Origin of the sequence: Aureimonas sp. AU22, from assembly GCF_001463745.1 — a bacterium.
GTDB lineage: Bacteria > Pseudomonadota > Alphaproteobacteria > Rhizobiales > Rhizobiaceae > Aureimonas.
Window position 1 is genome coordinate 19826 of record NZ_BBWJ01000026.1, and the last position, 23643, is coordinate 43468.

Consider the following 23643-nt stretch of genomic DNA (forward strand, 5'->3'; position numbering starts at 1 on the left):
GCCCCGTCCCCCGACGACGCAACGAGGCGAGGAGCAGCCATGAGCAGCCTGAAGTTCGGAACCAGCGGCCTGCGCGGTCTCGTGGTGGATCTCGTCGGTCGCCCGGCCGCCGACTGGACGGGCGCGTTTCTCGCCCATCTCGATCGTGCCGGGCTCGCCCCCGCCTCGCGCGAGGTTCTGGTGGGACGCGATCTTCGCTCGTCCAGTCCGCAGATCGCCGACGATTGCCTCCGCGCGGCCGCCGGCCTCGGCTGGCACGCCCTCGATGCCGGCGCCCTGCCGACGCCGGCGCTGGCCCTCGAGGCCATGCGCCGGGGCGCGGCCGCCGTGATGGTGACGGGTAGCCATATTCCCGACGACCGCAACGGCCTGAAGTTCTACCGGCCGGACGGCGAGATCACCAAGGGCGACGAAGCGGGGATCCGCGCCGCCTTCGAGGCGCGGACCGCTGCCGCCGCCGATCGGGTCGAGGGTTCGGTCGCGCCGCTCGGGGGACTGGCGGAGGCCTATATCGAGCGCATCGCCGGCTTCTTCGGCTCCGATGCGCTGGCCGGCCTTCGCGTCGGCGTCTACCAGCAGAGCTCGGTCGCCCGCGACATCCTCGTGGAAGCGCTCACGCGTCTCGGCGCTGCGTCTGAGCCGCTCGGCCGGGCCGACCGGTTCATTCCCGTCGACACGGAGGCGCACCGTCCCGAGGACCTGGAGCTCCTGGCCGGCTGGGCCGCAGGCGGGCGCTTCGACGCGATCGTCTCCACCGACGGCGACGCCGACCGCCCGCTCCTTGCCGACGAGCAGGGCCGCGTGGTGCGCGGCGATCTCCTCGGCCTCCTGACGGCGCGCCAGCTCGGCGCGCGCACGGTGGTGACGCCGGTCACCTCCTCGTCCAGCCTCGAGCGTGCCTCCTTCCTCGGCAAGGTCGTCCGCACCCGGGTCGGCTCGCCCTTCGTGATCGAGGGGATGGAGGGCGAAGCCGCGGCCGGCGACGTCGTCGTCGGCTTCGAGGCGAACGGGGGCGTGCTCCTCGGCTCCGCGGTCGCACGCGGCGGCCGCACGCTGTCCGCCATGAAGACGCGCGACGCGCTCCTGCCGATCGTGGCGACGCTGGCGGAAGCGAAGGCTGCCGGCCTGCCGGTGTCGCGCCTCGTCGCCGATCTGAAGGCGGGTGCGGCCATGGCCGATCGCCTGCCGGAGATCGCGGCGACGCAGAGCACCCCGTTCCTCGCGATGCTGGCGGCGGGCGGCGAGGAGGCGGCCGCCTTCTTCGCCGAGCGGGGCGGCGCGCGAGGCGTCGACGCGTTCGACGGCGTGCGCACCACGCTTCGGGACGGCTCCACCGTCCATTATCGCGCTTCGGGCAACGCGCCCGAGCTGCGCTGCTACGTCGAGGCCGCCGACGAGACCGCGGCCGCCGCGCTTCTCCAGTGGGGGCTCGACGCCGCCAAGCGGCGCCTTCGGGCCTGACCCCTTACAGGAGCCGGTCGAGCACGACCTTGGCGGAGACGCGCCAGTCGGGCAGCGCGATGCCGTAGGTCCGTGCGAGCTTGTCGCCGGACAGGCGGGAATTGGCGGGGCGACGGGCCGGCGTCGGATAGTCCGCCGTGCCGATGCGCCCGACCGTGACGGCGCTGGCCCCGCGGGCCTCTCGTTCCGCGAAGATCGCCTCGGCAAAATCCGCCCAGGTCGCCTTGCCCGAGCCGGTGAGGTGGAACACGCCGCGCAAGGCGGGATTGGGGTCTGCGACGAGACGACGGGCCACCGCGATCGCGGCGTCGGCGATGTCGAGGGCGCTGGTCGGGGTGCCGTGCTGGTCGGCGACGACGTTCACCGCGTCGCGCGTCTCGGCAAGGCCCAGCATGGTCTTCATGAAGTTGGCGCCGAAGGGCGAATAGACCCAGGCCGTGCGCAGGATCGCATGGTCGGGCTGGGCCGTCGCCACGCGCCGCTCGCCCTCGAGCTTCGTGTGCCCGTAGACCGAGACCGGGCCGGTCGGGTCCGCCTCCGTGTAGGGTGCAGTCTTGTCGCCGGCGAAGACGTAGTCGGTGGACAGATGAACCACCGGCACGCCGAGTTCGGCGGCGACAGCGGCGATCGCGCCGGGCCCCTCGGCATTGACCGCGAAGGCGAGGTCGGCCTCGCTCTCCGCCTTGTCCACCGCCGTATAGGCGGCCGCCGAGACGACCGCATGGGGCTTCGCGCCCAGGATCGCCCGGCGGATCGAGGCGGGGTCGGTGAGGTCGAGGTCCGGCCGCCCGAGGGCGATGATCTCGACGCCCGAAAGGGGGCCGCGCTCAAGAAGCGCCGAGACGACCTGTCCTTCTTTCCCCGTCACCGCGATGCGCATCGTTACCCGTCCTTCAGCCTGCCGAAGCCTTTGCCCCTCTTACGGCGAGAGCGGTTCGACTTCGAGGGAAAACGTCGGGGCGGCGGACGGCGGCGCCCGTGCCGCGACCGCGTCCGTCCACGTGCGGAACGCCGTCATGGCCGCCGTCTCGGGCCGCGACAGGAGCCGCGTCAGCCAGTAGTTCCCGAGATCGACGCCGGTCTCGAACGGCTGGACCAGCGCGCCGGACCGCAGGTGCCGCTCGAAGAGCGCGGGCGGAGCGAGCGCCACCCCGGCGCCGCCGAGCGCCGCCTCCACCATGGCGAGCGAGGAATCGAAGGTGATGCCGGCGGGAAGGCGCGGGTCGTCGCCAAGGCCCGCCTCGGCGAACCACCGCGGCCATTCGTCCGCGCGGTAGGAGCGCAGCAGCGTCTGCCCAAGAAGGCTTTCGGGCCCCGTCAATCGGGCGGCGACGTCGGGCGGGCAGAGGGGCGAGAGGGGCGCGGCGAGGATGGCTTGCGCCCACGTGCCGTGCCAGGCGCCGTCGCCGAAGCGGATGGCGAAGTCGAGCCCCTCGGCCGCCGGATCGACGCGGTTGTTGTGGGTCGACAGGCGCAGGTCCACGAACGGGTGGCGCTCGGCGAAGTCGGGAAGGCGCGGCAGCAGCCAGCCGACCGCGAAGGTGCCGACCGCGCCGATCCGCAGCGTCTCGCGCATCTGCCCCTTCTCGAAGCGCGTCAGCGTTCCCGCGATACGGTCGAAGGCGTCGCGCACGCCCGGCAAGAGCATCTCGCCCTCGCGCGTCAGCATGAGCCCGCGGGGCAGGCGCTCGAAGAGCGTCGCACCGAGCGTCCGTTCCAGCGCCTTGACCTGATGGCTGACCGCTCCTTGCGTGACGCAGAGCTCGATCGCCGCGCGGGTGAAGGACAGGTGCCGGGCGGAAGCCTCGAAGGCGCGCAGGGCCGTCAGCGGCAGATAGGGCCTGACCAAGGCGACACCTCAATTCGTTTCATGGCTCGGACGAGAATTCGTGCTTTGCGCCGTGTCCGGCTTCTGCCCCACATGCGGGTCCGCCACCCTCGCAACCCATAGGACGAGACCGCCATGATTGCCATCCCATCGCTTCGATCCGTGGCCTCCGGGCTCCTGTCCCTCGGGCTTTGCGCCGCCTCTGCGGGCGCCGCGTCGGCGGCGGACGAAGCAGCCGTGCGGGGCGTCGTCGAGGCCGCCATCGCGCCGGTGATGAAGGCGCAAGGCATTCCCGGCCTTGCGGTCGTGGTTCTCGAGGGCGGCCGGCGCCATCACTTCAATTTCGGGATGGATGCCCCGAGGGACGGCAAGCCGGTGAGCGAGGATACGCTGTTCGAGCTCGGTTCGGTGTCCAAGACCTTCGCCGCGACGCTCGGCGCCTATGCGCAGGCCCGAGGGCAGCTGTCCCTCGCCGATCCGGCGGAACGGCACTGGCCGGCGCTGGCGGGGCACCCGCTCGGCGGCGCGACGCTCCTCGATCTCGCGACCTACACCGCCGGCGGCCTGCCGCTGCAGTTTCCCGACGACGTGTCGGGGGAGGCGGGAACGCTCCGCTACTTCCAGGACTTCCGGCCGGACGGCGAGTTCGGCAACCTGCGGCTCTACTCCAACCCCTCGATCGGCCTTTTCGGCCATCTGGCGGGCCGGGCGATGGGGCAGGGCTTCGAGGCCGCGATGACGCACGACATCCTGCCGGGCTTCGGCCTGTCGAGCACGTTCATCCGGGTGCCCGAGACGGCCATGGCGCGCTATGCCTTCGGCACGTCGCGGAGCGGCGAGGCCGTCCGGGTGAATCCGGGCCCCTTGGATGCCGAGGCCTACGGGCTGAAGTCCACGGCCGCCGACATGGCGCGTTTCGTGGAAGCGCAGATCGATCCGTCGGCCCTCGGTCCCGATCTGCGTGCGGCCGTCGAGGCGACGCATCTCGGGCACATCCGTGTCGGCCCGATGGTGCAGGGGCTCGGCTGGGAGCAGTATCCCTATCCCGTCGCCCTCGACACGCTGATCTCCGGCAATTCGAGCGACATGGCGCTCGAACCGCAAGCCGTTGTCCGCCTCGACCCGCGCCAGCCGCCAGAGGGCGCCGTCCTGTTCAACAAGACGGGATCGACCGGTGGCTTCGGCGCCTATGTCGCCTTCGTGCCGGAGCGGCGCATCGGCGTCGTCATCCTGTCGAACCGCAACTGGCCGAACGCCGAGCGCGTGCGCGCGGCCCATGCCATCCTCGCGGCGATCGACTGACGCTCACGAGCGTTCGAACAGGAGGCGCACGACGTTGTCGGGGTCGGCGGGTTTGCGAAACACCGGCACGTCGTCGTATTCCTGGGGAATGATCCAGTCGTCGTAGCCGGTGACGAACACGATGGGAACGGCGTGTCGGCGCAGCGCGACGGCGACGGGGAACACCTTGTCGCCCCCCAGATTGACGTCGAGGATCGCGGCGTCCAGCACCTCGCCGCCTTCCAGAAGGACGAGGGCCTCCTCGACGCTGGCGACCGGGCCGACGACCTTGCCGCCCCCGGCGGTCACCGCTTGCCGCAGGGCTTCGGCGGCGAAGTACTCGTCTTCCACGATCAGCACACGCTGGCCGGAAAGGTCGAGGGGGGCGGTGGTGAACATGGCGCAAGTCCGTTCGCGCGCGATCAATTCATCCAGATGTAAGGGCTTTGCCCGCGCTTGGCGAATGAATTGCCGTTCATAAACGTGTCTTGCCTACCGATGCGACGCGAGCTTGGCCGTCGCGGGATGCCTTCCCGACGCCGACCGGCTTGCCAGCACGCGGCAGCTGGATCTAAGCCAAAGGATGATGCTTTCGCGGCAGCGCGGCGGATCGACCGATGGGAGCCCGGATGGTTGCGGAGCCTTTCGACCCACTTCCCGCAAGCCTCCTCGAAGGCTTCGCCGACTGCCTGTGGCGGATGGACGACGATGCCGTCGTGATCGCCGGCGGTCCGCTGGGGAACGGCGGGGCGGCCGCCGCAGGGGACTGGGTCGGCCGCCGCTGGCCCACCATCCCCGATCCGTCGGACCAGCCGAGCGCCGAACGACTCTGGCGCGAGGCGACGACGTCGGGACGCCCGGTCGTCGGGCTGGTGCGCCTGCGGCTGGGGGAGGGCGACCCCGACCTCGTCCACCTGCGCCTCGCTCCGTCGGGGGGCGGCGGCTGGCACGCCATCGGCCGGCGCATGTCCCTCGCGGAGGCCGACGCGCAGGCCCACCGCCAGCTGATCGAGACGATCGACGACGGCTTCTGCACGCTGGAGCTTCTTCTGGACGGCGACGGGCGGCCCTACGACTACCGTTTCCTCACGGTGAACTCGGCGTTCGAGCGCCAGAGCGGGCTGCACGACGCGGCGGGGCGGACCGCGCTGGAGCTCGTGCCCGATCTTCCGCGCAAGTGGCTCGACATCTACGGCCGCATCGCCCGCAGCGGGCTGGCCGAGCGGTTCGAGGAGGTACAGGAGGCGCCCCATCGCTTCTTCGAGGTCTATGCGACGCCGATCGGCGGCGCCGGGGCCGTGCGGCTGGCGGTGTTGTTCCGGGACATCCTGCCCCGTCGGTATGCCGAAGAGCGGCTCTCGGCCAGCGAGCGCCGGCTGACGACCCTCGTCCAGGGGATGCCGCAGCTGGTGTGGCGCGCGAGCGAGACGGGCCGCTGGACATGGGCGAGCCTGCAATGGAGCGCCTATACCGGCCAGACGGAAGCCGAGGCCGGCGGCTTCGGCTGGCTCCGGGCCGTTCATCCCGACGATCGGGCGCTCGCCCTCGCCAACTGGCGCGAGGCGGGCGGGCGCGGCGAGTTCCAGGCGGAGCTTCGCATCCGCGGCGGCGAAGACCGTCGCGACCGCTGGTTCCAGGTACGCGCGCTCCCCGTTCGCGACGAGAAGGGCGCCGTGTCGGAATGGATCGGAACCTGCACCGACATCGACGAGATGCGCCAGTTGCGCGGTCGCCAGGAGGTCCTTCTCGCCGAGCTGCAGCATCGCACGCGCAATCTCCTGGGCGTCGTCACCTCGGTGGCCGAGCGCACCGCCCACGGCGCGCCGTCCGTCGCCGACTTCCTGCCGCGCTTTCGCGAGCGACTGCTCGCCCTGTCGCGCATCAACGGCCTTCTGTCGCAGCTCGACCGGGGGCAGCGGGTGACCTTTGCCGAGATGGTCCGCGCCGAACTCGGCGCGCGCGGCGTCCTCGACCCTGCGGGACGGCAGCGCGTGGTGCTGGACGGACCGGAGGACGTCAAGCTGCGCTCCGCCACCGTCCAGACCTTCGCGCTCGCCATTCACGAGCTCGCCACCAACGCCGTGAAGTACGGCGCGCTGTCGGGCGATGCCGGTCGACTGGACGTGCGCTGGCGGCTGCACGAGGCGGCGGACGGCGGGCGGCGTCTCACCGTCGAATGGACGGAACGCGATGTCCCGGCGCAGGCGTCGTCGCAGGCGCTTCCGGGCGGGGGCTACGGCCGCGAACTCATCGAAAAGGCGCTGCCCTACCAGCTCAAGGCGCAGACGCGCTATGAGATCGCTCCGGACGGCGTGCGCTGCACCATCGACCTGCCCGTGGACTGACGGCGCCCGCCGCCGTCCCCGCCGCGACCGGTGCCCGCGACCCTGACGCCGCACGTCGATCGCGGTCGAGGCGCCCGAAGATCAGGCGAGGGCCCCGATCAGGAGCGAGGCGGCGAGCGTCAGCATGACGAGGCCGACGACCGCGTCGAGAAGCCGCCAGGCCTCGGGCCGGGCAAAGAGCGGACGCAGCGCCCGGGCACCGAAACCGAGGGCGGAGAACCAGGCGAAGCTCGCGCTCGCCGCCCCGAGGACGAAGACGGGGCGCAGCGCCGCCGGCTGCGCCGACCCGGCGACGCCCATCAGCAGGACCGTGTCGAGATAGACATGGGGGTTCAGGAGGGTGAAGGCAGCCGTGGCGCCCAGCGCCTGGCCCAGCGACAGGCCGCCCGACGCTTCCGCCGCGAGGGCGTCCGGCCGGGCCATGCGCCGGAGGGCCGCCACGCCGTACCAGGCCAGGAAGGCCGCGCCGCCGAGGGCCAGGGCTCGGGAAATCTGCGGAGCGGCCTCCAGCATCGCTCCCGCGCCGCCGACGCCGACCACGATCAGCGCGGCATCCGCCGCCCCGCAGAACAGGACGATGGGCCCGACGTGCTGTCGCAGAAGACCCTGCCGCAGCACGAAGAGGTTCTGGGCGCCGATCGCCATGATCAGCGCGGCCGACAGCGCGAAGCCGGACAGGAAGGCGGGAAGGATGTCGCTCATGCCCCTTCCCATGCCCGTTGCCGGGAATGCAGCCAAACTTGTTTTTCTGTTCCCGATGAAGCACGGCTTCATCCATGCTCGATTATCCCGCTCTCCAGGCGCTCGCCACGGTCGTTCGCGAAGGCAGCTTCGAGCGCGCCGCGGCGTCCCTGCGCATCACGCCCTCGGCCGTGTCCCAGCGGGTGCGCGGGCTGGAGGAGCGTCTGGGCGCCATCCTGGTGGTGCGGGGCGCCCCCTGCCGGCCGACCGACCTCGGCCGGACCCTTTGCGCCCATGCCGAGCGCGTTCGCCTCCTGGAGGCCGATCTCGGCCTTCGCGCAGAAGGCGCCGGCTTGCCGAGCGTTCTGAAGGTCGCGGTGAACGCCGACAGCCTTGCGACCTGGTTTCCCCGGGCGCTTTCCGGCTTCGCCACGACGCCGGACGTCGCGCTCGACCTCGTGCTCGATGACGAAGCGCACACGGCCGGGCGCCTGCGCTCGGGCGAAGTGGTGGCCGCCGTCACAGCCGATCCCGAACCGGTGCCGGGCTGCCGTACCCTTCCGCTCGGCGCCCTGCATTACGCGGCCTGCGCCAGCCCGGACTTCGCCGCACGGTTCTTCGGCGGGGGCATCGACGCGTCGGCGCTCGCCCGCGCGCCGCAACTGCGCTTCGACCGCCGCGACGGGCTTCAGCGGCGCTGGCTGCACGACGCGCACGCCTGTGCTCCCGACGCGCCGACCCACTGGGTTCCCTCGACCCACGGGTTCCTGGACTTCGCGCTGGCCGGCCTTGCCTGGGGCCTCCAGCCCGTGTCCCTCGCCGACGTGCACTTGGCGGCCGGGCGGCTGGTCGAGCTGCCGCCGGCGCTGCGGATCTCCGTACCGCTGTTCTGGACCGTCGCCCGCCTGCCGTCCGCCTCGCTGCTGCGCCTGACCGAGTCCGTGCGGGGGGGGGCCCGAGCCGCCCTCGGCCCGGCGAACGCGGACTGACGGCGCCGCGGGCGCGGTCCTCAGCGTCCCATGCGCCGGCGCAGGCGCGCCAGAAGGTTTCGCCGCCGGCTGAAGGGCTCGAACATTTCCTCCGGCCCCTCGGGGTCGAGAACCTTGTTGTCGGCGAGCCAGGCCTCGATGTCGTTCAGCTCGGGCGCTTCGTAGGGAACGAGCGAGCGTCCGGCGCCACGAAGCGTCTCGATCGTCTCGATCAGCGAGCCGGTGCGCGCCAGGGTCTCGGTGACGCGGGTTGGCTCCAGCCCCAGATGCTCGGCGAGGAGATCGTCGCGGATCGCGGTGATCTGCTCGCGCGTACCCGAAGGAGCGAGCGCGGCGTCCACCGTCACGTCGCATTCGGTGTCGAGCCGCATGGAACGGTTGTTCATGTTGGACGATCCGACGCGCAGGAAGTTGTCGTCCACCACCAGGATCTTGGCGTGGACGTAGATCGCCTCGCCGCCGGAGTTCACGGGATGATAGAGGCGGAAGCGGCCTTGCCGGTCGATGCGGCGCAGCGCCTCGGCAAGGCGCGCCCGCGCCGTGTCCATGGCCATCGGCTCCAGCCACCCTTGCGCCGAAACCGGATTGACCACCACGATCTCCGGCCCGTCCGCCTCCTCCAGCCGGTGCGCGATCGCCTCGGCGATGCGGCGCGAGGCGAAATACTGGCTCTCGGCATAGATGAAGCGCCGTGCGGCGCGGATGTGGTCGACATAGAGCGTCTCGATCTCGCGCACCGGGTCGCGGCCCCCGTATGCGGGCGCCGAACGGGACACGGCGATGTCGAGGTGCCGGAAATGGGTCCAGAGCCCCTCCGGCCAGGTCGTTTCGGGCCCGTCGAGCGGCTTGGGATCGGGGCTGCCGCCAGCGCGCAGCCATCGCTCGCGGGAGATCTGGCCGAGCGCGGCGGCGGCGGGGCCGGAGAAGGCGGTGGATGCGTCGTGCCAGGGCTTGTAGCGCCGCCGCGTGAAGGGACGCCGCCGCCGCTCGTCCTGGAACGCGTGCTCGCGCGTGTCCCATCGATCGGCGGTCATGTCGATGCCGCCGCAGAAGGCGAGGCCGTCGTCGATCACCACGATCTTCTGATGGTGCGAGGAGCCGGCCGGATGGGCGCCGTCGAGCTTGGTGTGGATGCGCGGATGCGCCATCCACTTCAGGAGCGTGAAGAAGGTGGAGCCGCGCGTCAGCGTCTTCAGCGCGCCGACGTCCCAGCGCAGGAGGAAGATCTCGAGGTCGGGATTGCGCTCCACCAGCCAGTGGACGAAGTCGCCGAGCTTCTCGGGGCCATCGACGCCCTGCTCGTGGCCGAGCACGATGCGGCCATCGAAATCCCAGCCGATCAGCATGATGCGCCGCTTGGCCGCCATCATCGCGCGGCGGGCGAAGCGGAAGTAGTCGTCCGCATCGACGATCACCGACAGGCGTTCGGCCCGCTCCAGCGCCATGCAGTTGCGACCGGGCTCCAGGATCGTCGGCCCGGCCTCGGCCGTCGCCTCGTTCACTGCGTCCAAGATCGTATCCTCTCTTCATGCTGCGCCGAAGCGCGGTGACGAATCTCCCGCACGGCCCGCGTCCCACCCGTCCATAGCAGACCGAGCGCACGAAGCGATGACGCCATGCCCGGCCGCCCGTCCGCGGCGCTGCCCCTCACCGGGTTTCCCCGGCCGCCTCGCGTCGGCGCAACTCCAGTTCCTCGCTGTAGCGGCGCAGCGTGTGGCTTTCGGTGAGGAGGCCGACGACCCCGCGCGTCTTCGGCCCGTCGACCACCGCCAGCGCCTCGCTCTCGGCGCTGTCGAAGAGGCCGGCCGCCTCGCGCGCGCTCATCTGCGGCAGAAGCACGGCGTCCTGCCAGCGCAGGAGGTCGTCGATCTTCGCCTCCAGATCGGTCACCGCGTCGGAATAGGCGTCGGCGACGAGGACGATGCCGGCATAGGCGCCCGTCTCGTCCACCACCACGACGCGCTGGGCGGAGCCGAGCGGGAAGTCGCGGCGGAAGGTCTTGAGGCTCGTGCCGAGCGTCGCCGTTCGCACGTCCGTTCGCATCATGCGGCCGACCGAAAGATTGCGGATCCAGCCGATGTCGTGGGCGCTGCGGATGGTCTCGCCGCGCAGGTGAAAGCGCCAGGTGGCGAAGGAGTAGCCGAAGGTCTTGCGGGCCGTCAGCGAGGCGGTGACGACGGCGGCGAGCGCCAGTGCCGTGATCGGGAAATCGCCCGTCATCTCCAGCGCCAGGAAGGTCATGGTCATCGGCCCGCCGACCACGGTGACGGCGAGCGAGCTCATGCCGACCACCGCGAAGGTGACCGGTGTCAGCGCCGAGGTGGCGAAGACGAGGGGGACCACGGCGGCGAAGAGCTTGCCGAGGAGCGCGCCCATGAAGAGCGAGGCGAAGAACAGGCCGCCGCGAAAGCCGCTGCCGATCGAGACCGCGGAGGCGAAGGCCTTGAGCGCGAGGACGAGGAGGAGCGCCGAGAGGGAGACGGGCAGGTCGAGCTGGAGATGCAGCGCGCCGTGGCCGGACGAGAGAACCTGGGGGGTGAGGAGGGCGAGCGCGCCGACCACGAGCCCGCCCGCGATGGGCCGCAACGGGGCCGGCAGCCCCGAGCCGCGCACGCCGCGCTCGACCGCGGTCACGCCCTGCATGATCGCGATGCCGAGCCCGGCGGCCAGGATCGCGAGAAGGAGCGCCGGTGGATAGTCGAGCGCCGTGATCGTGCCGGGGTCGCCGAGGTCGATCAGGAACGGCGTCGCGCCCAGGCGCTGCGCGACGAAGGTGCCGCAGAGCGCGGCCGCGACCACGGGCGCGAGCGAGACGACCGAATAGGTCCCGATGATGAGTTCGAAGGCGTAGAAGGCACCGGTCAGCGGCGCGTTGAAGGCGGCCGCGATCGCACCGGCCGCGCCGCAGCCGACCAGCATGCGCAGGTCGCCGCGCCGCATCTCGAAGGCCGTGCCGATGCGCGAGGCAAGGCCGCCCGCCATCTGGGTATAGGCCGCCTCGAGCCCGACGGACGCGCCGAACCCGTTGGACACGAGGTTCTGCACCACCACGACCACGCTGTCGCGAATGGACATGCGCCCGCCATGCAGGGCGTTGGCCTCGATCGGATCCACCAGCGGACGCGCCTTGCGGTTTCTCATCCACAGGAGATAGGCGCCGAGGAGCGCCCCGCCGCAGGCGGGGAGGGCGGCGTGCCAGGGCGAGAGGAGCGCGGACATCGAGCTCAAGTGCCCGTCGTCCGCTCCGAACAGGACCACATGCAGCGCCTCGGCGGTGCGGCCGATGGCGGTGACGACGAGGCCCGCCAGCACGCCGACGATCGCCGCCACGAGGACGAGGCCGATCTCGTTGCCGCGCACCCACGTGCGGAAGCGGCTCGGTGCCTTGACCGGGACCGTCGTCGCGGGCGTTTCGGGGGGAGCCTTGCCTCCATCCATCGTCGCGATGCCGTCTTGCCCGTTTCAGCCCCACCGCATGATGAGATAGGCCACGACGGCAAAAGGGCTCGCGGGCAGGCGCAACATTCGGGCGCGATGGCCGTCGCCGGCCCGTCTTATCCCGCGTCCGACCCCGGCGTGGTGCCGACGGAAATGCCGCCGGCCGCTTCCAGCCGCCGCCGCGCGGCCTTGGGCGGGCGGGCGCGCAAGCTTTCCAGCCCTTCCCTCGCCAGTGGCCGGAGCCCCTCAGCCCCGTCGTCCATGTGCCGGAAGATCATCTCGCGCATGCGCGGCGTCCAGAAGGCCGCGACATGGTCGGCGACGCCGAGGACGCCCGGCTCGTGCGCCTGGCTCTCGAAGAAGCGCGCGACCTGGTTGACCATGGTGACGAGGCGGTCGGTCTCGCCGCCATGCATTCCCTCCGCGGCGCTCATTCGGCGGGCTCGGCTTGTGCCACGCGCCGCGAGGTGGCGGCGAACGAGTTGTAGCTTTCCTGCCAGTCGGTCGGGCCGTTCGAGGGCGAGACCTGCACCGCCGTGACCTTGTATTCCGGGCAGTTGGTGGCCCAGTCGGAATAGTCGGTGGTGACGACGTTGGCCTGCGTCAGCGGGTGGTGGAAGGTCGTGTAGACGACGCCGGGCGCAACGCGGGTCGTGATCGTCGCACGCAGCGTCGTGTCGCCCGCCCGGCTCGCCACCTTGACGAAGGCGCCCTCGCGGATGCCCCGCTCGTCGGCGTCGTGCGGGTGGATCTCGAGCACGTCCTCCTCGTGCCACAGCGTGTTGTCGGTGCGACGGGTCTGCGCGCCGACATTGTACTGCGACAGGATGCGGCCCGTGGTGAGAAGCAGCGGGAAGCGCGGGCCGACCTTCTCGTCCGTCGGCACGTATTCGGTGACGACGAAGAGGCCCTTGCCGCGCACGAAGCCCTCGAGATGCATCAGCGGCGTGCCGAGCGGGGCCTTGTCGGTGACGGGCCACTGCAGCGTCTCGGTCTCCAGTCGCTCGTAGGACACGCCCGCAAAGGTCGGGGTGAGCGCTGCGATCTCGGCCATGATCTCGGAAGGGTGCCCGTAGTTCATGGGCAAGCCGAGGGCGTTGGCGAGAAGCTGCGTCACCTCCCAGTCGGCATAGCCGTTCTTCGGCGTCATCACGCGGCGAACGCGCTGGATGCGCCGCTCGGCATTGGTGAAGGTGCCGTCCTTCTCGAGGAAGGTCGAGCCCGGCAGGAAGACATGGGCGTGGACGGCGGTCTCGTTGAGGAAGAGGTCCTGCACCACGACGCATTCCATCGCGGCGAGACCCGCCGTGACGTGGCGCGTGTTGGGGTCGGACTGGAGGATGTCCTCGCCCTGGATGTAGATGCCCTTGAACTCGCCGGCGACGGCCGCATCCAGCATGTTGGGGATGCGCATGCCCGGCTCGTCGTCGAGCTCGACGCCCCACATGGTCTCGAACAGCGCCCGTGCCGTGTCGTCGGAGACATGGCGGTAGCCCGAAAGCTCGTGCGGGAAGGAGCCCATGTCGCAGGCGCCCTGCACGTTGTTCTGGCCGCGCAGCGGGTTCACACCGGCGCCGCGCACCCCGATGTTGCCGGTCGCCATGGCGAGGTTGGCGATCGCCATCACAGTGGTGGACCCTTGAGAGTGCTCCGTGACGCCGAGCCCGTAGTAGATCGCCGAGCGCCCGCCGGTGGCGTAGAGGCGGGCCGCGGCGCGAAGCTCGTCCGCCGGCACGCGCGTCATCGGCTCGACGGCTTCGGGCGAGCGCGAGGCGTCGGAGACGAACTCGGCCCAGGCCCCGAAGGCCTCGAGGTCGCAGCGCTCGCGGATATAGGTCTCGTCGACGAGGCCTTCGGTCACGATCACATGCGCCATGGCGGTGAGCACGGCGACGTTGGTGCCGGGGCGCAGCGGCAGATGGTGCGCGGCCTCGACGTGGGGCGTCTTCACGAGGTCGATGCGGCGGGGATCGACCACGATCAGCTGCGCGCCCTCGCGCAGGCGCTTCTTCATCCGGCTGGCGAAGACCGGGTGGCCGTCGGTCGGGTTGGCGCCGATCACGAGGATGACATCGGCGTCTTCGACCGAGTCGAAGTCCTGCGTGCCGGCCGAGGTGCCGAGCGTGGTCTTCAGGCCGTAGCCGGTCGGCGAGTGACAGACGCGGGCGCAGGTGTCGACGTTGTTGTTGCCAAAGCCGGCGCGGATCAGCTTCTGGACGAGGAACGTCTCCTCGTTGGTGCAGCGCGAGGAGGTGATGCCGCCGACCGAGTTGCGCCCGTATTTCGCCTGGATGCGCTTGAACTCGGCGGCCGTGTGGGCGATCGCCTCCTCCCACGACACTTCCTGCCAGGGATCGGAGGTAGAGGCGCGGATCATCGGCGAGGTGATGCGCTCGCGATGGTTGGCATAGCCGTAGGCGAAGCGGCCTTTCACGCAGCTATGGCCGTGGTTCGCCTTGCCGTCCTTCCACGGCACCATGCGCACGAGTTCCTCGCCCCGCATCTCGGCCTTGAACGAGCAGCCGACGCCGCAATAGGCGCAGGTCGTGACCTTGGAGTGCTCGGGGACGCCGAGCGCCACCACGGACTTCTCCATCAGGGTCGCGGTCGGGCAGGCCTGGACGCAGGCGCCGCAGGACACGCATTCCGACGAGAAGAAGTCCTCTCCCTGGCTAGGTGACACACGTGAATCGAAGCCGCGCCCCGCGATCGTCAGCGCGAACGTGCCCTGCACCTCCTCGCAGGCCCGCACGCAACGCGAGCAGACGATGCACTTGGAGGGATCATACTGGAAGTACGGGTTGGAGAGGTCCTTCTCCATGAAGAGCGGGTTCGGGGCGCCGTGCTCGTGGGCGTGGACATGGTTCTCGCCATGTTGGCCGTAGCGCACCTCGCGAAGGCCGACCTCTCCAGCCGTGTCCTGCAGCTCGCAGTCGCCGTTGGCGGAGCACGTCAGGCAGTCCAGCGGATGGTCGGAGATGTAGAGCTCCATCACGCCGCGGCGAAGCTTGGCGATCCGGTCGGTCTGCGTCTTCACCACCATGCCGTCCGCTGCCAGCGTCGTGCAGGAGGCCGGCGTGCCGCGCATGCCCTCGACTTCCACGAGGCACATGCGGCAGGAGCCGAAGGGCTCGAGACTGTCCGTCGCGCAGAGCTTCGGGATCTTGGTGCCCATCTCGGCGGCCGCGCGCATCAGCGAGGTGCCGGCGGGGACGGTGATCGTCTCGCCGTCGATCGTGAGCGTGACGAGCTTGTCGGCGCGGCGTTCGGGGGTGCCGAAGTCGGTTTCGGGAACGAGAGACATAGGCGTGTCCTCCTTATTCCGCCGCCTGGAGCCCGGCCGGAAGGCGACGGGCGTCGAGGTCGAAATCTTCGGGGAAATGGGTCATCGCTGACGTCACGGGATAGGGCGTGAAGCCGCCGAGCGCGCAGAGCGAGCCGAACTTCATCGTGTCGCAGAGGTCGGCGAGCAGCGTCAGCTCCTGCGCCACCGGCTGGCGGGCCTCGCGTTTGGCAAGGATGCGGTCCACCGTCTCGACGCCGCGCACGGCGCCGATGCGGCAGGGCGTGCACTTGCCGCAGCTTTCCGCCGCGCAGAACTCCATGGCAAAGCGCGCCATGTGGGCCATGTCCACGGTGTCGTCGAAGACGGTGATGCCGCCGTGGCCGATCAGGCCGTCCTTCGCCGTGAAGGCCTCGTAGTCGAAGGGCGTGTCGAAGAGGGACGGCGGGAAGTAGGCGCCGAGCGGACCGCCGACCTGCACCGCGCGGACGGGACGTCCCGACGCCGTGCCGCCGCCGATCTCGTTGACCAGCTCTCCGAGCGTGATGCCGAAGGGCACCTCGACGAGGCCGCCGTACTTGACGTTGCCGGCGAGCTGCACCGGCATCGTGCCGCGCGAGCGCCCGAGGCCGAGCCGCTCGTAGGCCTCCGGCCCCTCGGCGAAGATCGCGGGGATCGCGGCGAGCGACAGGACGTTGTTGACCACCGTCGGCTTGCCGAAGAGGCCCTGGAGCGCCGGCAGCGGCGGCTTGGCGCGCACGATGCCGCGCTTGCCCTCGATGGAATTCAAAAGCGAGGTCTCCTCGCCGCAGACATAGGCGCCTGCGCCGACGCGCACCTCCATGTCGAAGGCGAGACCCGAGCCGCCGACGGACGCGCCCAGCCACCCGGCACGGCGGGCGCCGAGGATGGCCTCTTCCATCGCCTCGATCGCGTGCGGGTATTCCGAGCGGATATAGATGTAGCCGTAGGTCGCGCCGACCGAGACGCCGGCAACGGTCATGCCCTCGACGAGGCGATACGGATCGCCTTCCATGGTCATCCGGTCGGCGAAGGTGCCGGAATCCCCCTCGTCGGCGTTGCAGACGATGTATTTCTGGCTGGCGACCGCCTTGCGGACGGTTTCCCACTTGATGCCGGTCGGGAAGCCCGCGCCGCCGCGGCCGCGAAGCCCGGACGCCGCGACGGTCTTCACCCGCGTCTCGGCGTCCATGCCCAGCGCCGCCCGGAGCCCGCGCCAGCCGCCATGGGCGGCGTAGTCGCTTTCCGAACGCGGATCGACGATCCCGCACAGCGCCATGGTGGAACGCGTCTGGCGGGCGAGGAACGGGTGCTCCTCCGGCCGGCCGATGCAGAGCGGATGCGCGCCGCCTTCCAGGATGCCGGCGGCCACGAGTCCGGACACGTCGTCCGGCGCCACGGGGCCGTAGCCGATGCGGCCCTCGGCCGTCTCGACCTCGACCAGCGGCTCCAGCCAGTGCATGCCGCGCGAGCCGGTTCGCACGATCTCCAGCGCGTGGCCGGATGCGGCGAAGGCTCGCGCCACCTCGTCGGCGCCGACCGCGACGGCGGCCGCGTCGCGTGGCACGAAGATGCGGGTCGTCTGGCTCATCGGATCGCCTCCTCGATGATGGCGGTGAGCCGCGCTTCCGTCAGGCGGCCGTGGATCCGGCCATCCACCATGGCGGCGGGCGCGACGGAGCAGAGGCCGAGGCAGTAGACCGGCTCCAGCGTCGCCGCGCCGTCGCCCGTGGTGGCGTTCATGGGGACGCCGAGCAGCCGCTCGGCTGCCGCCTGCAGCCCGCGTCCGCCCGCCGCCTGGCAAGCCTCGGCGGCGCAGATCTTGACCACGGTCCGGCCTGCCGGCTGGCGACGGAAGTCGTGATAGAAGGTCAGGACGCCGTGGACGTCGGCACGCGACAGGTTCAGCGCCTCCGCGATCACCGGGACGGCGGCGTCGTCCACCATGCCGAACTCGCCCTGGATGTCGTGCAGGATCGGCAGGAGCGCGCCCGGCCGGCCCTTGTGGGCGTCGAGGATCTCGTCCAGCCGTTCGCGGTCGAAGGGGGCGGCGCGTTGCGCGGAATCGAGCATGGCGAATCTCCCGAAGGTGAAACCGGACCGGCGCGCGAGCCGAGGCGCGCCGGTCTGGAATTGTTCTAGAACAGTGCGGCAGCCTTGAGGAGCGTGATGTAGACGCCCCACAGAAGCGGCAGGCCGACGGCGATCCAGGCGAGGATCGCCGGGCCGTTGAAGCCGCCGCGACCGATGCCGTGGTCGCCGACGGCGGGCGCGGCGGCTGTCGCGGCCTTGGACGAGGCGGCGGCCTTCGCCTCCGCCCGCATCTGGTACTTCTCGGCCACCGGCCGGACCAGGAGGTTCGCCACGAAGCCGACCGCCAGAAGCGCCGCCACCGTGAAGAAGATCGGCTGGTAGACGGCCTCGCGCGGCAGGCCGGCCGCGATCTGCGTGTCGCGGATGGTGCCGGTGATGAGGCCACCGAAGATGCCAGCGAGCGACCAGGCGGTGAGGAGCCGTCCGTGGATCGCGCCCACGAACTTCGTGCCGAAGACGTCGGCGAGATAGGCCGGCACGGTGGCGAAGCCGCCGCCGTACATGGAGGCGATCACGCAGAACGAGGCGACGAACAGGAACACGAAGCCCGACGACGCCGAGAACGGCACGAGCGCGGCATAGAGCGCGATCCCGAGCGCGAGGATCACGGCATACATGGTCTTGCGGCCGAGCCGGTCGGAGAAGGACGCCCAGAAGAAGCGGCCGCCGATGTTGAACAGCGAGACGAGGCCGACGAAGCCGGCGCCCACGGCCGCGGCCGCCGTGCGCTGCTCGGGGGTGAAGTCGAGGAAGCCGACGCCGTCCGCGCCGATCAGGCGGCCGCCGAAGATCTCCTGCAGCATCGGCGAAGCGACGCCGATGAGGCCGATCGAGGCGGTGACGTTGGTGAGGAGCACGATCCAGATCAGCCAGAACTGCGGGGTCTTGTGCGCGTCCTTGAGGTGCACGTCGCCCGTCGCGATCAGTCGGTTGCCGCTGGCGGCAGGCGGCGTCCATCCGGACGGGCGCCAGTTCTCGGGCGGCACGCGGTAGCCGAGCGCGCCGGCCACCATGAAGACGAAGTAGCCGGCGGCGAGCACCAGGAAGGTCTGCCAGACGCCGACGCCGTCAGCGCTCGCGAAGCTGCGCATCAGGATGTCGGCGAGCGGCGAGCCGATCATGGCGCCGCCGCCAAAGCCCATGATGGCCATGCCGGTCGCCATGCCGCGCCGGTCGGGGAACCACTTGATGAGGGTCGAGACGGGCGAGATGTAGCCGAGCCCGAGACCGATGCCGCCGATGACGCCCGATCCGAGCCACATCAGCCAGAGCTGATGGAGGTAGATGCCCAGTGCCGATATCACCATGCCGCCGCACCAGCACACGGCCGAGACGAGGCCGGCCTTGCGCGGACCGGCCCGCTCCAGCCAGCCGCCCCAGATCGCCGCCGCGCCGCCGAGCACCACGAAGAACAGCGTGTACATCCAGAGAAGGTCCGACACGCGCCAGTCACACGTTGTCGTGAACAGGGCCGTCATCAGGGTCATGCCCTCGCAGGCGACCGGTTGGGCAACGCCGATGGCGCGCGACAAGGGCAGCCAGAACACGGAGAATCCGTAGGCCATGCCGATGCACAGGTGGATCGCCAGCGCGCAGGGCGGGATCAGCCAGCGGTTGAAACCGGCCCTGGCGACCGTGTTTTCCCGGTCGAGAAAGCCTATTCCTGGCGCACGTACGGCATCGGCTGCAGAACTCATCGAACCTCCCGGCATTCCAGGCATCGGCCTCCCCGCCGTGCCTTTGTTTCAGGCGGGAAGGGTCGCGCCCAATTTAGAATGCGTCAAATGTTGCCGGGACGATCGATGATAGACGTTCTCGATCACGCTGGCACTTGGTCGTCGCCGCGCAGGGGCTCGATCCGCCTGCGAAACTCGGCCGAACGCGCACAGGTGAGGATCGCCCGGCTCTGCGCCGACATGGGATGGCGATCGAGAACCACGAGCCCGACGGCCTGGGGCGGCGAGGGGTCGTCGAAGGGCAGGATGAGGATCGCCGGGTCGCGCTCGGCGGTGCCGGCGTGGCTGTGGGGCAGGATCGAGGACATCTCGCCCATGCGCACCATGGACAGGAGCGCGGTGTAGGAATTGGCCGTGGCGCGGGGCAGGACGTCCATGCCGATGCTCGTCATCTGCGCGTCGAGGATGCGGCGGTTCTGCATGTCGCGGGTGAGAAGGCAGAGCGGCGAGGCGGCGGCTTCCGCCCAGGAGACCGCCTGGCGTCCCGCGAAGGGGCCCTCGGCGGGCGTCGCGAAGCGGTAGCGCTCCTCGTAGAAGGTCCAGGCGATGACGCCGGTCAGCGGCTCGTTCTCGAGATAGGTGACGCCGCCGTCGATGTCGTGGGCGTGGAGCGCGCGCTCGATCTCGCGCGATGTCATCGACAGGATCACGAGCTGAAGATCTGGATGGTCGCCTGCCAGCACCGGCGCGAGGGCGCCGACCGCCGGCATGGCGGCGGGGATGACGCCGAGCCGGAGGCGTCCGGTGAGACCGATGCCGGGCTTGCCCGCCGCCCGCAGCATCCCGTCGCAGTCGGACAGCATCTGCTGCGCCCAGGGCAGCGCCGCCTCGCCCTCGACTGTCAGCCCGACATAGCGTCGATCCCGGCGCACGAGCCCGACGCCGAGCGCGGTCTCGAGCGACGCGATGCCGGCCGACAGCGTCGGCTGCGTGACGCCGCAGCTTTCCGCCGCGCGCCGGAAATGGCCGAGGCGGGCGAGCGTCACGAAATATCGGAGATGTCGGATCTGCATCGGGCCTCCGCGCCACGCCGGATCGCCGCGCGGCGGCGGGCGTCCCGCCGAGAGGTAGCGGGCCGGGGGCGCGCGGGCAACGCCGGCCCGTGCGGGGAGGGCCGGGCGGATCAGCCGCCTTCGGTCAGGAAGTTGCCGCCGTCGCCGGCCTCCAGCCCCGCATCGGCCTCCTCCTCGTCCTTCAGCGCGACGCCTGACAGGTTGCGCCGGAACGCCTCGGCGAGGAGGTAGGCGGCTTTCTGCGCGGCGCGCGCCGGAGCCAGGCCCTCCGCCCGGATGTTGGAGATGCAGTTGCGCGATTCGTCCGTGAGGCCGGGACGGGGCGCGAGCGTCAGGTAGAGCCCGAGGCTGTCCGGCGAGGACAGGCCCGGCCGCTCGCCGATCAGCACCACCACCGCGCGCGCGCCGAACGCCTCGCCGATCTCGTCGCCGATCGCGACGCGCGCCTGGCCAACCACCGCGATCGGCGCGAGCGTCCAGCCCCGGGCCTCGAGGAGGGGCAGCAGCGCCTGAAGAAAGGGCACGGCGTTGGTTTCGACGGCGAGGGCCGACAGGCCGTCGCCGATCACCAGCGCGACGTCGACGCCGTCCAAGCCTGCCGCCGCCTGCCGAAGACGCACGCGGGACGGCTCGTCGAGGACGCGCCCGGCGTCCGGCCGCTGCAGATAGGTCGGGCGATCGGCGGCCTGGGAGTGGAGCGCCACGCAGGTTTGTCCGAGGCGGGCGACGGCATCGCTCAAGCCTTGCGCGTCGAGGGCGCGATGCACGGCGCTGCGCGCCTGCGCATGGGCGAACTGGAACTCGAGATGCGGGGCGGTCGGCAGGCTGGTGCCGGCGCGCCCGAGGGCGATGCGCGCCGACGTATGCCGGCGCAGCGCGGCCCAGGGATTGGCGACGACCGCCGGCGCGGGCTTGTCTTCCTCGGCCATCGCGCTCAGGCCCCGCCCATGCCGATCGCGCGCTCGAAGGATGCCGGCATGGCGCTGCCGAGCCGCAGCGTCTCGCCGCGCTCGAAGATGCCGGCCTCCTCCAGCCAGCGCTCGAACTCGGGTGCCGGCCGCAGGCCCAGCACCTTTCGGGCATAGAGCGCGTCGTGGAACGAGGTCGTCTGGTAGTTCAGCATGATGTCGTCGGAGCCGGGAATGCCCATGATGAAGCTGACGCCCGCCACGCCCAGAAGCGTCAGAAGCGTGTCCATGTCGTTCTGGTCGGCCTCGGCATGGTTGGTGTAGCAGATGTCGCAGCCCATCTGCAGGCCCATCAGCTTGCCGCAGAAATGGTCCTCCAGCCCGGCGCGGATGATCTGGCGGCCGTCGTAGAGGTATTCCGGGCCGATGAAGCCGACCACGGTGTTGACGAGAAGCGGACGGAAGGGGCGGGCCACGGCGTAGGCACGCGCCTCCAGCGTCTGCTGGTCGACGCCGTGGTGGGCGCCGGCCGAGAGGCACGACCCCTGGCCGGTCTCGAAATACATCGCGTTGTCGCCGATCGTGCCGCGCCGCAGGCTCGCCGCCGCCTCGTAGCCTTCGCGAAGTGTCGAGAGCGAGACGCCGAAGGAGCGGTTGGCGCCCTGCGTGCCGGCGATCGACTGGAACACGAGGTCCACCGGCACGCCGCGCCCGATCAGATCGATCGCCGTCGTCACATGCGTCAGGACGCAGGACTGCGTCGGGATCTGGTAGCGCTCGATGATTTCGCCGAGCATATGGACGAGCCGGGTCACCGCGGGCACGCTGTCGGTGGCCGGGTTGACGCCGATCGTGGCGTCGCCGGATCCATACATCAGCCCGTCAAGGATCGATGCGGCGATCCCGGCCGCCGAATCCGTCGGGTGGTTGGGCTGGAGCCGCGTCGAGAGGCGACCGGGCAGGCCGATCGTGCTGCGGAACCGGGTGACCACCCGGCACTTGCGGGCCACGAGGACGAGATCCTGGTTGCGGCAGATCTTGGATACGCCCGCCACCATCTCGGGCGTCAGCCCCGCGGCAAGGCTTGCCAGCGCCGCGGCGTCCGCCGCGTCCGACAGGAGCCAGTTCCGGAAGTCGCCGACGGTCATGTGCGAAACCGGCGCGAAGGCTGCCGCGTCGTGGGTGTCGAGGATGAGCCGCGTCACCTCGTCCGCCTCGTAGGGCACGACCGCTTCCCGGAGGAAGGTCTTGAGGGGCAGGTCGGCCAGCACGAGCTGGGCCGCGGCGCGCTCCTGACTGTCGGCCGCGGCGACGCCCGCCAGCACGTCTCCCGAGCGCTCGGGCGAGGCCTTGGCGAGAAGCGTGCGGAGATCGGCAAAGACGAACCGCCTCCCGCCGCGATCGAGTTGATAGGCCATCGGCGCCTTTCCTGGACCGGAGGGCTCGGGTGTCGACTGCGCCCCCGGAGGGGCGGACGGCGATCGCGGGACGCAGGAAGGCGAAGGGGCGGAAGACGAGGGGCCCAGGGCCTTGCGAGGTCGCGATCAGGATGGAAAGCTCAGCCTTGTCCGTCAAGCGCGTTCGGATGTTCCCGAGGCGCACGATGCCGGGGTCACCGAGGCTTGGGGGCTGCCCGCTAGGCCCAGGCGACGCCGGTGCCAGCCTCCCGCCGATCGGCTCGCGCGGGCGGGGGCGGGGGCGAGACGAGAACGCCGGCGTCGCGGCGTCGTCAAAGCCGCGAGCAGGACGGATCGAGAAGCGACTCGACGGAATAGAAGTGGCGCGCCCCCGGCGGGACGAAGTTGGTGAGAAGCACGAAGGTCGATCTGCCGTCGGGGAGTCGCTGTTTCGTGGCGATCAGGTAATGGCTGCCCATCGCCGCGTCCGCGCCGGGCATCCTCGCGGCGAGGAGATCCAGCGGATTGAAGCTGGCCGCGTCGTCCGTATCCACCCGCATCGCCCAGATCACCCGACCTCGCAAGCGGATGCCGAGATCGGTGAAGCGTTGCGGGCTGATCGAGGCGATCCGCTGCGCGAGCGGTGTCTGAACCTTCGGCGAAAGGCACGCGATATGGACGTGCAGACGATCCTGCGAGCGCGCCTTCTCCGGGTTCATCGCGAGCGCGAACCCGTCCGGGATGGGCTCATCTGCCGTGTCGCCCAGAACCCACCGGCGCTCCCCCCAGGCGAGCGCGAAGAAGTCGGGAGCACCGGACCGCAGGAGCCGCCGATCTTCGATGCCCGAGATGTCCGCAAGCGGCGCGAGGATCGTGCGTTGCTTCTGGAGCGGCTCCCGCAGGACGGCATAGGCGGAGAGATCGGCCGTCGGGGCTTCGACCTTCAGGCACGGCAGGGGCGAGGACACGTATTGCCACGACGCGCGGCAAGCGGTCAGGACGAGTGCGAGCGCGGATCGATCGAAAGCATGGGCTGCGATCACGCCGATCGCCGAAAGGGCGAGCGCAGCGAGGGTCGCAAGGGTCCGTCGACGCATGAGGCAAGTCCGAATACCGAAAACGCGAGGCGTTCCTTAAACAGCTATGAGGCGCCCATTGCGAGCCCAAA

At 70.7% G+C, this 23643-nt stretch carries 19 protein-coding genes; 4 read left to right on the top strand and 15 right to left on the bottom strand.

The window, feature by feature from the left end:
• Positions 1 to 39 precede the first annotated feature (39 nt).
• On the top strand, positions 40 to 1461 hold the full coding sequence (locus AUL34_RS09190; RefSeq protein WP_061933419.1) for a phosphomannomutase: 1422 nt from the start codon (positions 40 to 42) through the stop codon (positions 1459 to 1461).
• 4 nt (positions 1462 to 1465) lie between these two features.
• Here AUL34_RS09190 and rfbD read toward each other — a convergent pair whose 3' ends face one another.
• Positions 1466 to 2341, bottom strand: a complete 876-nt coding sequence (rfbD, locus tag AUL34_RS09195) for a dTDP-4-dehydrorhamnose reductase (protein ID WP_061933420.1) — start codon at positions 2339 to 2341, stop codon at positions 1466 to 1468.
• Between the two features lie 39 nt (positions 2342 to 2380).
• The gene (locus AUL34_RS09200; protein WP_082653263.1) at positions 2381 to 3310 is read right to left on the bottom strand and encodes a LysR family transcriptional regulator; all 930 of its coding nucleotides are present in this window, start codon (positions 3308 to 3310) and stop codon (positions 2381 to 2383) included.
• A 114-nt stretch (positions 3311 to 3424) separates the two neighbouring features.
• Between AUL34_RS09200 and ampC the strand changes: the two genes are divergently transcribed.
• On the top strand, positions 3425 to 4591 hold the full coding sequence (gene ampC, locus AUL34_RS09205) for a class C beta-lactamase (protein ID WP_061933421.1): 1167 nt from the start codon (positions 3425 to 3427) through the stop codon (positions 4589 to 4591).
• Between the two features lie 3 nt (positions 4592 to 4594).
• On the opposite strand, the gene AUL34_RS09210 is transcribed toward ampC, so the two are convergent.
• The gene (locus AUL34_RS09210) at positions 4595 to 4969 is read right to left on the bottom strand and encodes a response regulator (protein ID WP_061933422.1); all 375 of its coding nucleotides are present in this window, start codon (positions 4967 to 4969) and stop codon (positions 4595 to 4597) included.
• A 230-nt stretch (positions 4970 to 5199) separates the two neighbouring features.
• Between AUL34_RS09210 and AUL34_RS09215 the strand changes: the two genes are divergently transcribed.
• A complete protein-coding gene (locus AUL34_RS09215; RefSeq protein ID WP_061933423.1) occupies positions 5200 to 6915 on the top strand; it encodes a sensor histidine kinase in 1716 nt (571 codons plus the stop codon).
• 81 nt (positions 6916 to 6996) lie between these two features.
• Here the strand turns inward: AUL34_RS09215 and AUL34_RS09220 are convergent, their stop codons facing one another.
• Positions 6997 to 7617: a LysE/ArgO family amino acid transporter gene (locus AUL34_RS09220; protein WP_061933424.1), complete on the bottom strand. Its 621-nt coding sequence runs from the start codon at positions 7615 to 7617 to the stop codon at positions 6997 to 6999.
• Between the two features lie 74 nt (positions 7618 to 7691).
• On the opposite strand from AUL34_RS09220, the gene AUL34_RS09225 reads away from it, so the two are divergent.
• On the top strand, positions 7692 to 8585 hold the full coding sequence (locus AUL34_RS09225) for a LysR family transcriptional regulator ArgP (protein ID WP_061933425.1): 894 nt from the start codon (positions 7692 to 7694) through the stop codon (positions 8583 to 8585).
• Positions 8586 to 8605: 20 nt separating this feature from the next.
• Here the strand turns inward: AUL34_RS09225 and AUL34_RS09230 are convergent, their stop codons facing one another.
• From AUL34_RS09230 to AUL34_RS09280, 11 genes are all read right to left on the bottom strand, one after another.
• Entirely contained in the window at positions 8606 to 10087 is a 1482-nt protein-coding gene (locus AUL34_RS09230; protein WP_244492505.1) for a phospholipase D-like domain-containing protein, read from the bottom strand.
• A 145-nt stretch (positions 10088 to 10232) separates the two neighbouring features.
• On the bottom strand, positions 10233 to 12023 hold the full coding sequence (locus AUL34_RS09235; protein ID WP_061933426.1) for a chloride channel protein: 1791 nt from the start codon (positions 12021 to 12023) through the stop codon (positions 10233 to 10235).
• A gap of 116 nt (positions 12024 to 12139) precedes the next feature.
• Positions 12140 to 12457 carry a formate dehydrogenase subunit delta gene (locus AUL34_RS09240; protein WP_370539037.1) on the bottom strand — a complete coding sequence of 106 codons (318 nt, stop codon included), beginning with the start codon at positions 12455 to 12457 and terminating at the stop codon, positions 12140 to 12142.
• Positions 12454 to 15327, bottom strand: a complete 2874-nt coding sequence (gene fdhF / locus AUL34_RS09245) for a formate dehydrogenase subunit alpha (RefSeq protein ID WP_061933427.1) — start codon at positions 15325 to 15327, stop codon at positions 12454 to 12456. Before fdhF ends, AUL34_RS09240 begins: the two co-directional genes overlap by 4 nt.
• A 13-nt stretch (positions 15328 to 15340) precedes the next feature.
• The gene (locus AUL34_RS09250; protein WP_061933428.1) at positions 15341 to 16918 is read right to left on the bottom strand and encodes an NADH-quinone oxidoreductase subunit NuoF; all 1578 of its coding nucleotides are present in this window, start codon (positions 16916 to 16918) and stop codon (positions 15341 to 15343) included.
• Positions 16915 to 17400 (bottom strand): formate dehydrogenase subunit gamma, encoded by a 486-nt coding sequence (locus tag AUL34_RS09255; protein ID WP_061933429.1) that lies wholly within the window; start codon positions 17398 to 17400, stop codon positions 16915 to 16917. The genes AUL34_RS09250 and AUL34_RS09255 overlap by 4 nt, the downstream gene beginning before the upstream one ends.
• Positions 17401 to 17465: 65 nt before the next feature.
• On the bottom strand, positions 17466 to 19118 hold the full coding sequence (locus AUL34_RS09260) for an OFA family MFS transporter (protein WP_061933514.1): 1653 nt from the start codon (positions 19116 to 19118) through the stop codon (positions 17466 to 17468).
• 122 nt (positions 19119 to 19240) lie between these two features.
• A complete protein-coding gene (locus AUL34_RS09265; protein WP_061933430.1) occupies positions 19241 to 20170 on the bottom strand; it encodes a LysR family transcriptional regulator in 930 nt (309 codons plus the stop codon).
• A gap of 110 nt (positions 20171 to 20280) precedes the next feature.
• Positions 20281 to 21099, bottom strand: coding sequence for an ethanolamine ammonia-lyase subunit EutC (gene eutC, locus AUL34_RS09270; protein WP_061933431.1), 819 nt, complete (start codon positions 21097 to 21099; stop codon positions 20281 to 20283).
• Positions 21100 to 21104: 5 nt separating this feature from the next.
• A complete protein-coding gene (locus AUL34_RS09275) occupies positions 21105 to 22496 on the bottom strand; it encodes an ethanolamine ammonia-lyase subunit EutB (RefSeq protein WP_061933432.1) in 1392 nt (463 codons plus the stop codon).
• Between the two features lie 311 nt (positions 22497 to 22807).
• The gene (locus AUL34_RS09280; protein ID WP_061933433.1) at positions 22808 to 23572 is read right to left on the bottom strand and encodes a CDP-diacylglycerol diphosphatase; all 765 of its coding nucleotides are present in this window, start codon (positions 23570 to 23572) and stop codon (positions 22808 to 22810) included.
• Positions 23573 to 23643: the final 71 nt, after the last annotated feature.

Excerpts from the sequence above, each read along its gene's own strand:
- AUL34_RS09190 (WP_061933419.1), top strand. The coding sequence starts at position 40 with ATGAGCAGCCTGAAGTTCGGAACCAGCGGCCTGCGCGGTCTCGTGGTG.
- rfbD (WP_061933420.1), bottom strand. The coding sequence starts at position 2,341 with ATGCGCATCGCGGTGACGGGGAAAGAAGGACAGGTCGTCTCGGCGCTT.
- ampC (WP_061933421.1), top strand. The coding sequence starts at position 3,425 with ATGATTGCCATCCCATCGCTTCGATCCGTGGCCTCCGGGCTCCTGTCC.
- AUL34_RS09210 (WP_061933422.1), bottom strand. The coding sequence starts at position 4,969 with ATGTTCACCACCGCCCCCCTCGACCTTTCCGGCCAGCGTGTGCTGATC.
- AUL34_RS09215 (WP_061933423.1), top strand. The coding sequence starts at position 5,200 with ATGGTTGCGGAGCCTTTCGACCCACTTCCCGCAAGCCTCCTCGAAGGC.
- AUL34_RS09220 (WP_061933424.1), bottom strand. The coding sequence starts at position 7,617 with ATGAGCGACATCCTTCCCGCCTTCCTGTCCGGCTTCGCGCTGTCGGCC.
- AUL34_RS09225 (WP_061933425.1), top strand. The coding sequence starts at position 7,692 with ATGCTCGATTATCCCGCTCTCCAGGCGCTCGCCACGGTCGTTCGCGAA.
- AUL34_RS09235 (WP_061933426.1), bottom strand. The coding sequence starts at position 12,023 with ATGGATGGAGGCAAGGCTCCCCCCGAAACGCCCGCGACGACGGTCCCG.
- AUL34_RS09240 (WP_370539037.1), bottom strand. The coding sequence starts at position 12,457 with ATGAGCGCCGCGGAGGGAATGCATGGCGGCGAGACCGACCGCCTCGTC.
- fdhF (WP_061933427.1), bottom strand. The coding sequence starts at position 15,327 with ATGTCTCTCGTTCCCGAAACCGACTTCGGCACCCCCGAACGCCGCGCC.
- AUL34_RS09250 (WP_061933428.1), bottom strand. The coding sequence starts at position 16,918 with ATGAGCCAGACGACCCGCATCTTCGTGCCACGCGACGCGGCCGCCGTC.
- AUL34_RS09255 (WP_061933429.1), bottom strand. The coding sequence starts at position 17,400 with ATGCTCGATTCCGCGCAACGCGCCGCCCCCTTCGACCGCGAACGGCTG.
- AUL34_RS09260 (WP_061933514.1), bottom strand. The coding sequence starts at position 19,118 with ATGAGTTCTGCAGCCGATGCCGTACGTGCGCCAGGAATAGGCTTTCTC.
- AUL34_RS09265 (WP_061933430.1), bottom strand. The coding sequence starts at position 20,170 with ATGCAGATCCGACATCTCCGATATTTCGTGACGCTCGCCCGCCTCGGC.
- eutC (WP_061933431.1), bottom strand. The coding sequence starts at position 21,099 with ATGGCCGAGGAAGACAAGCCCGCGCCGGCGGTCGTCGCCAATCCCTGG.
- AUL34_RS09275 (WP_061933432.1), bottom strand. The coding sequence starts at position 22,496 with ATGGCCTATCAACTCGATCGCGGCGGGAGGCGGTTCGTCTTTGCCGAT.
- AUL34_RS09280 (WP_061933433.1), bottom strand. The coding sequence starts at position 23,572 with ATGCGTCGACGGACCCTTGCGACCCTCGCTGCGCTCGCCCTTTCGGCG.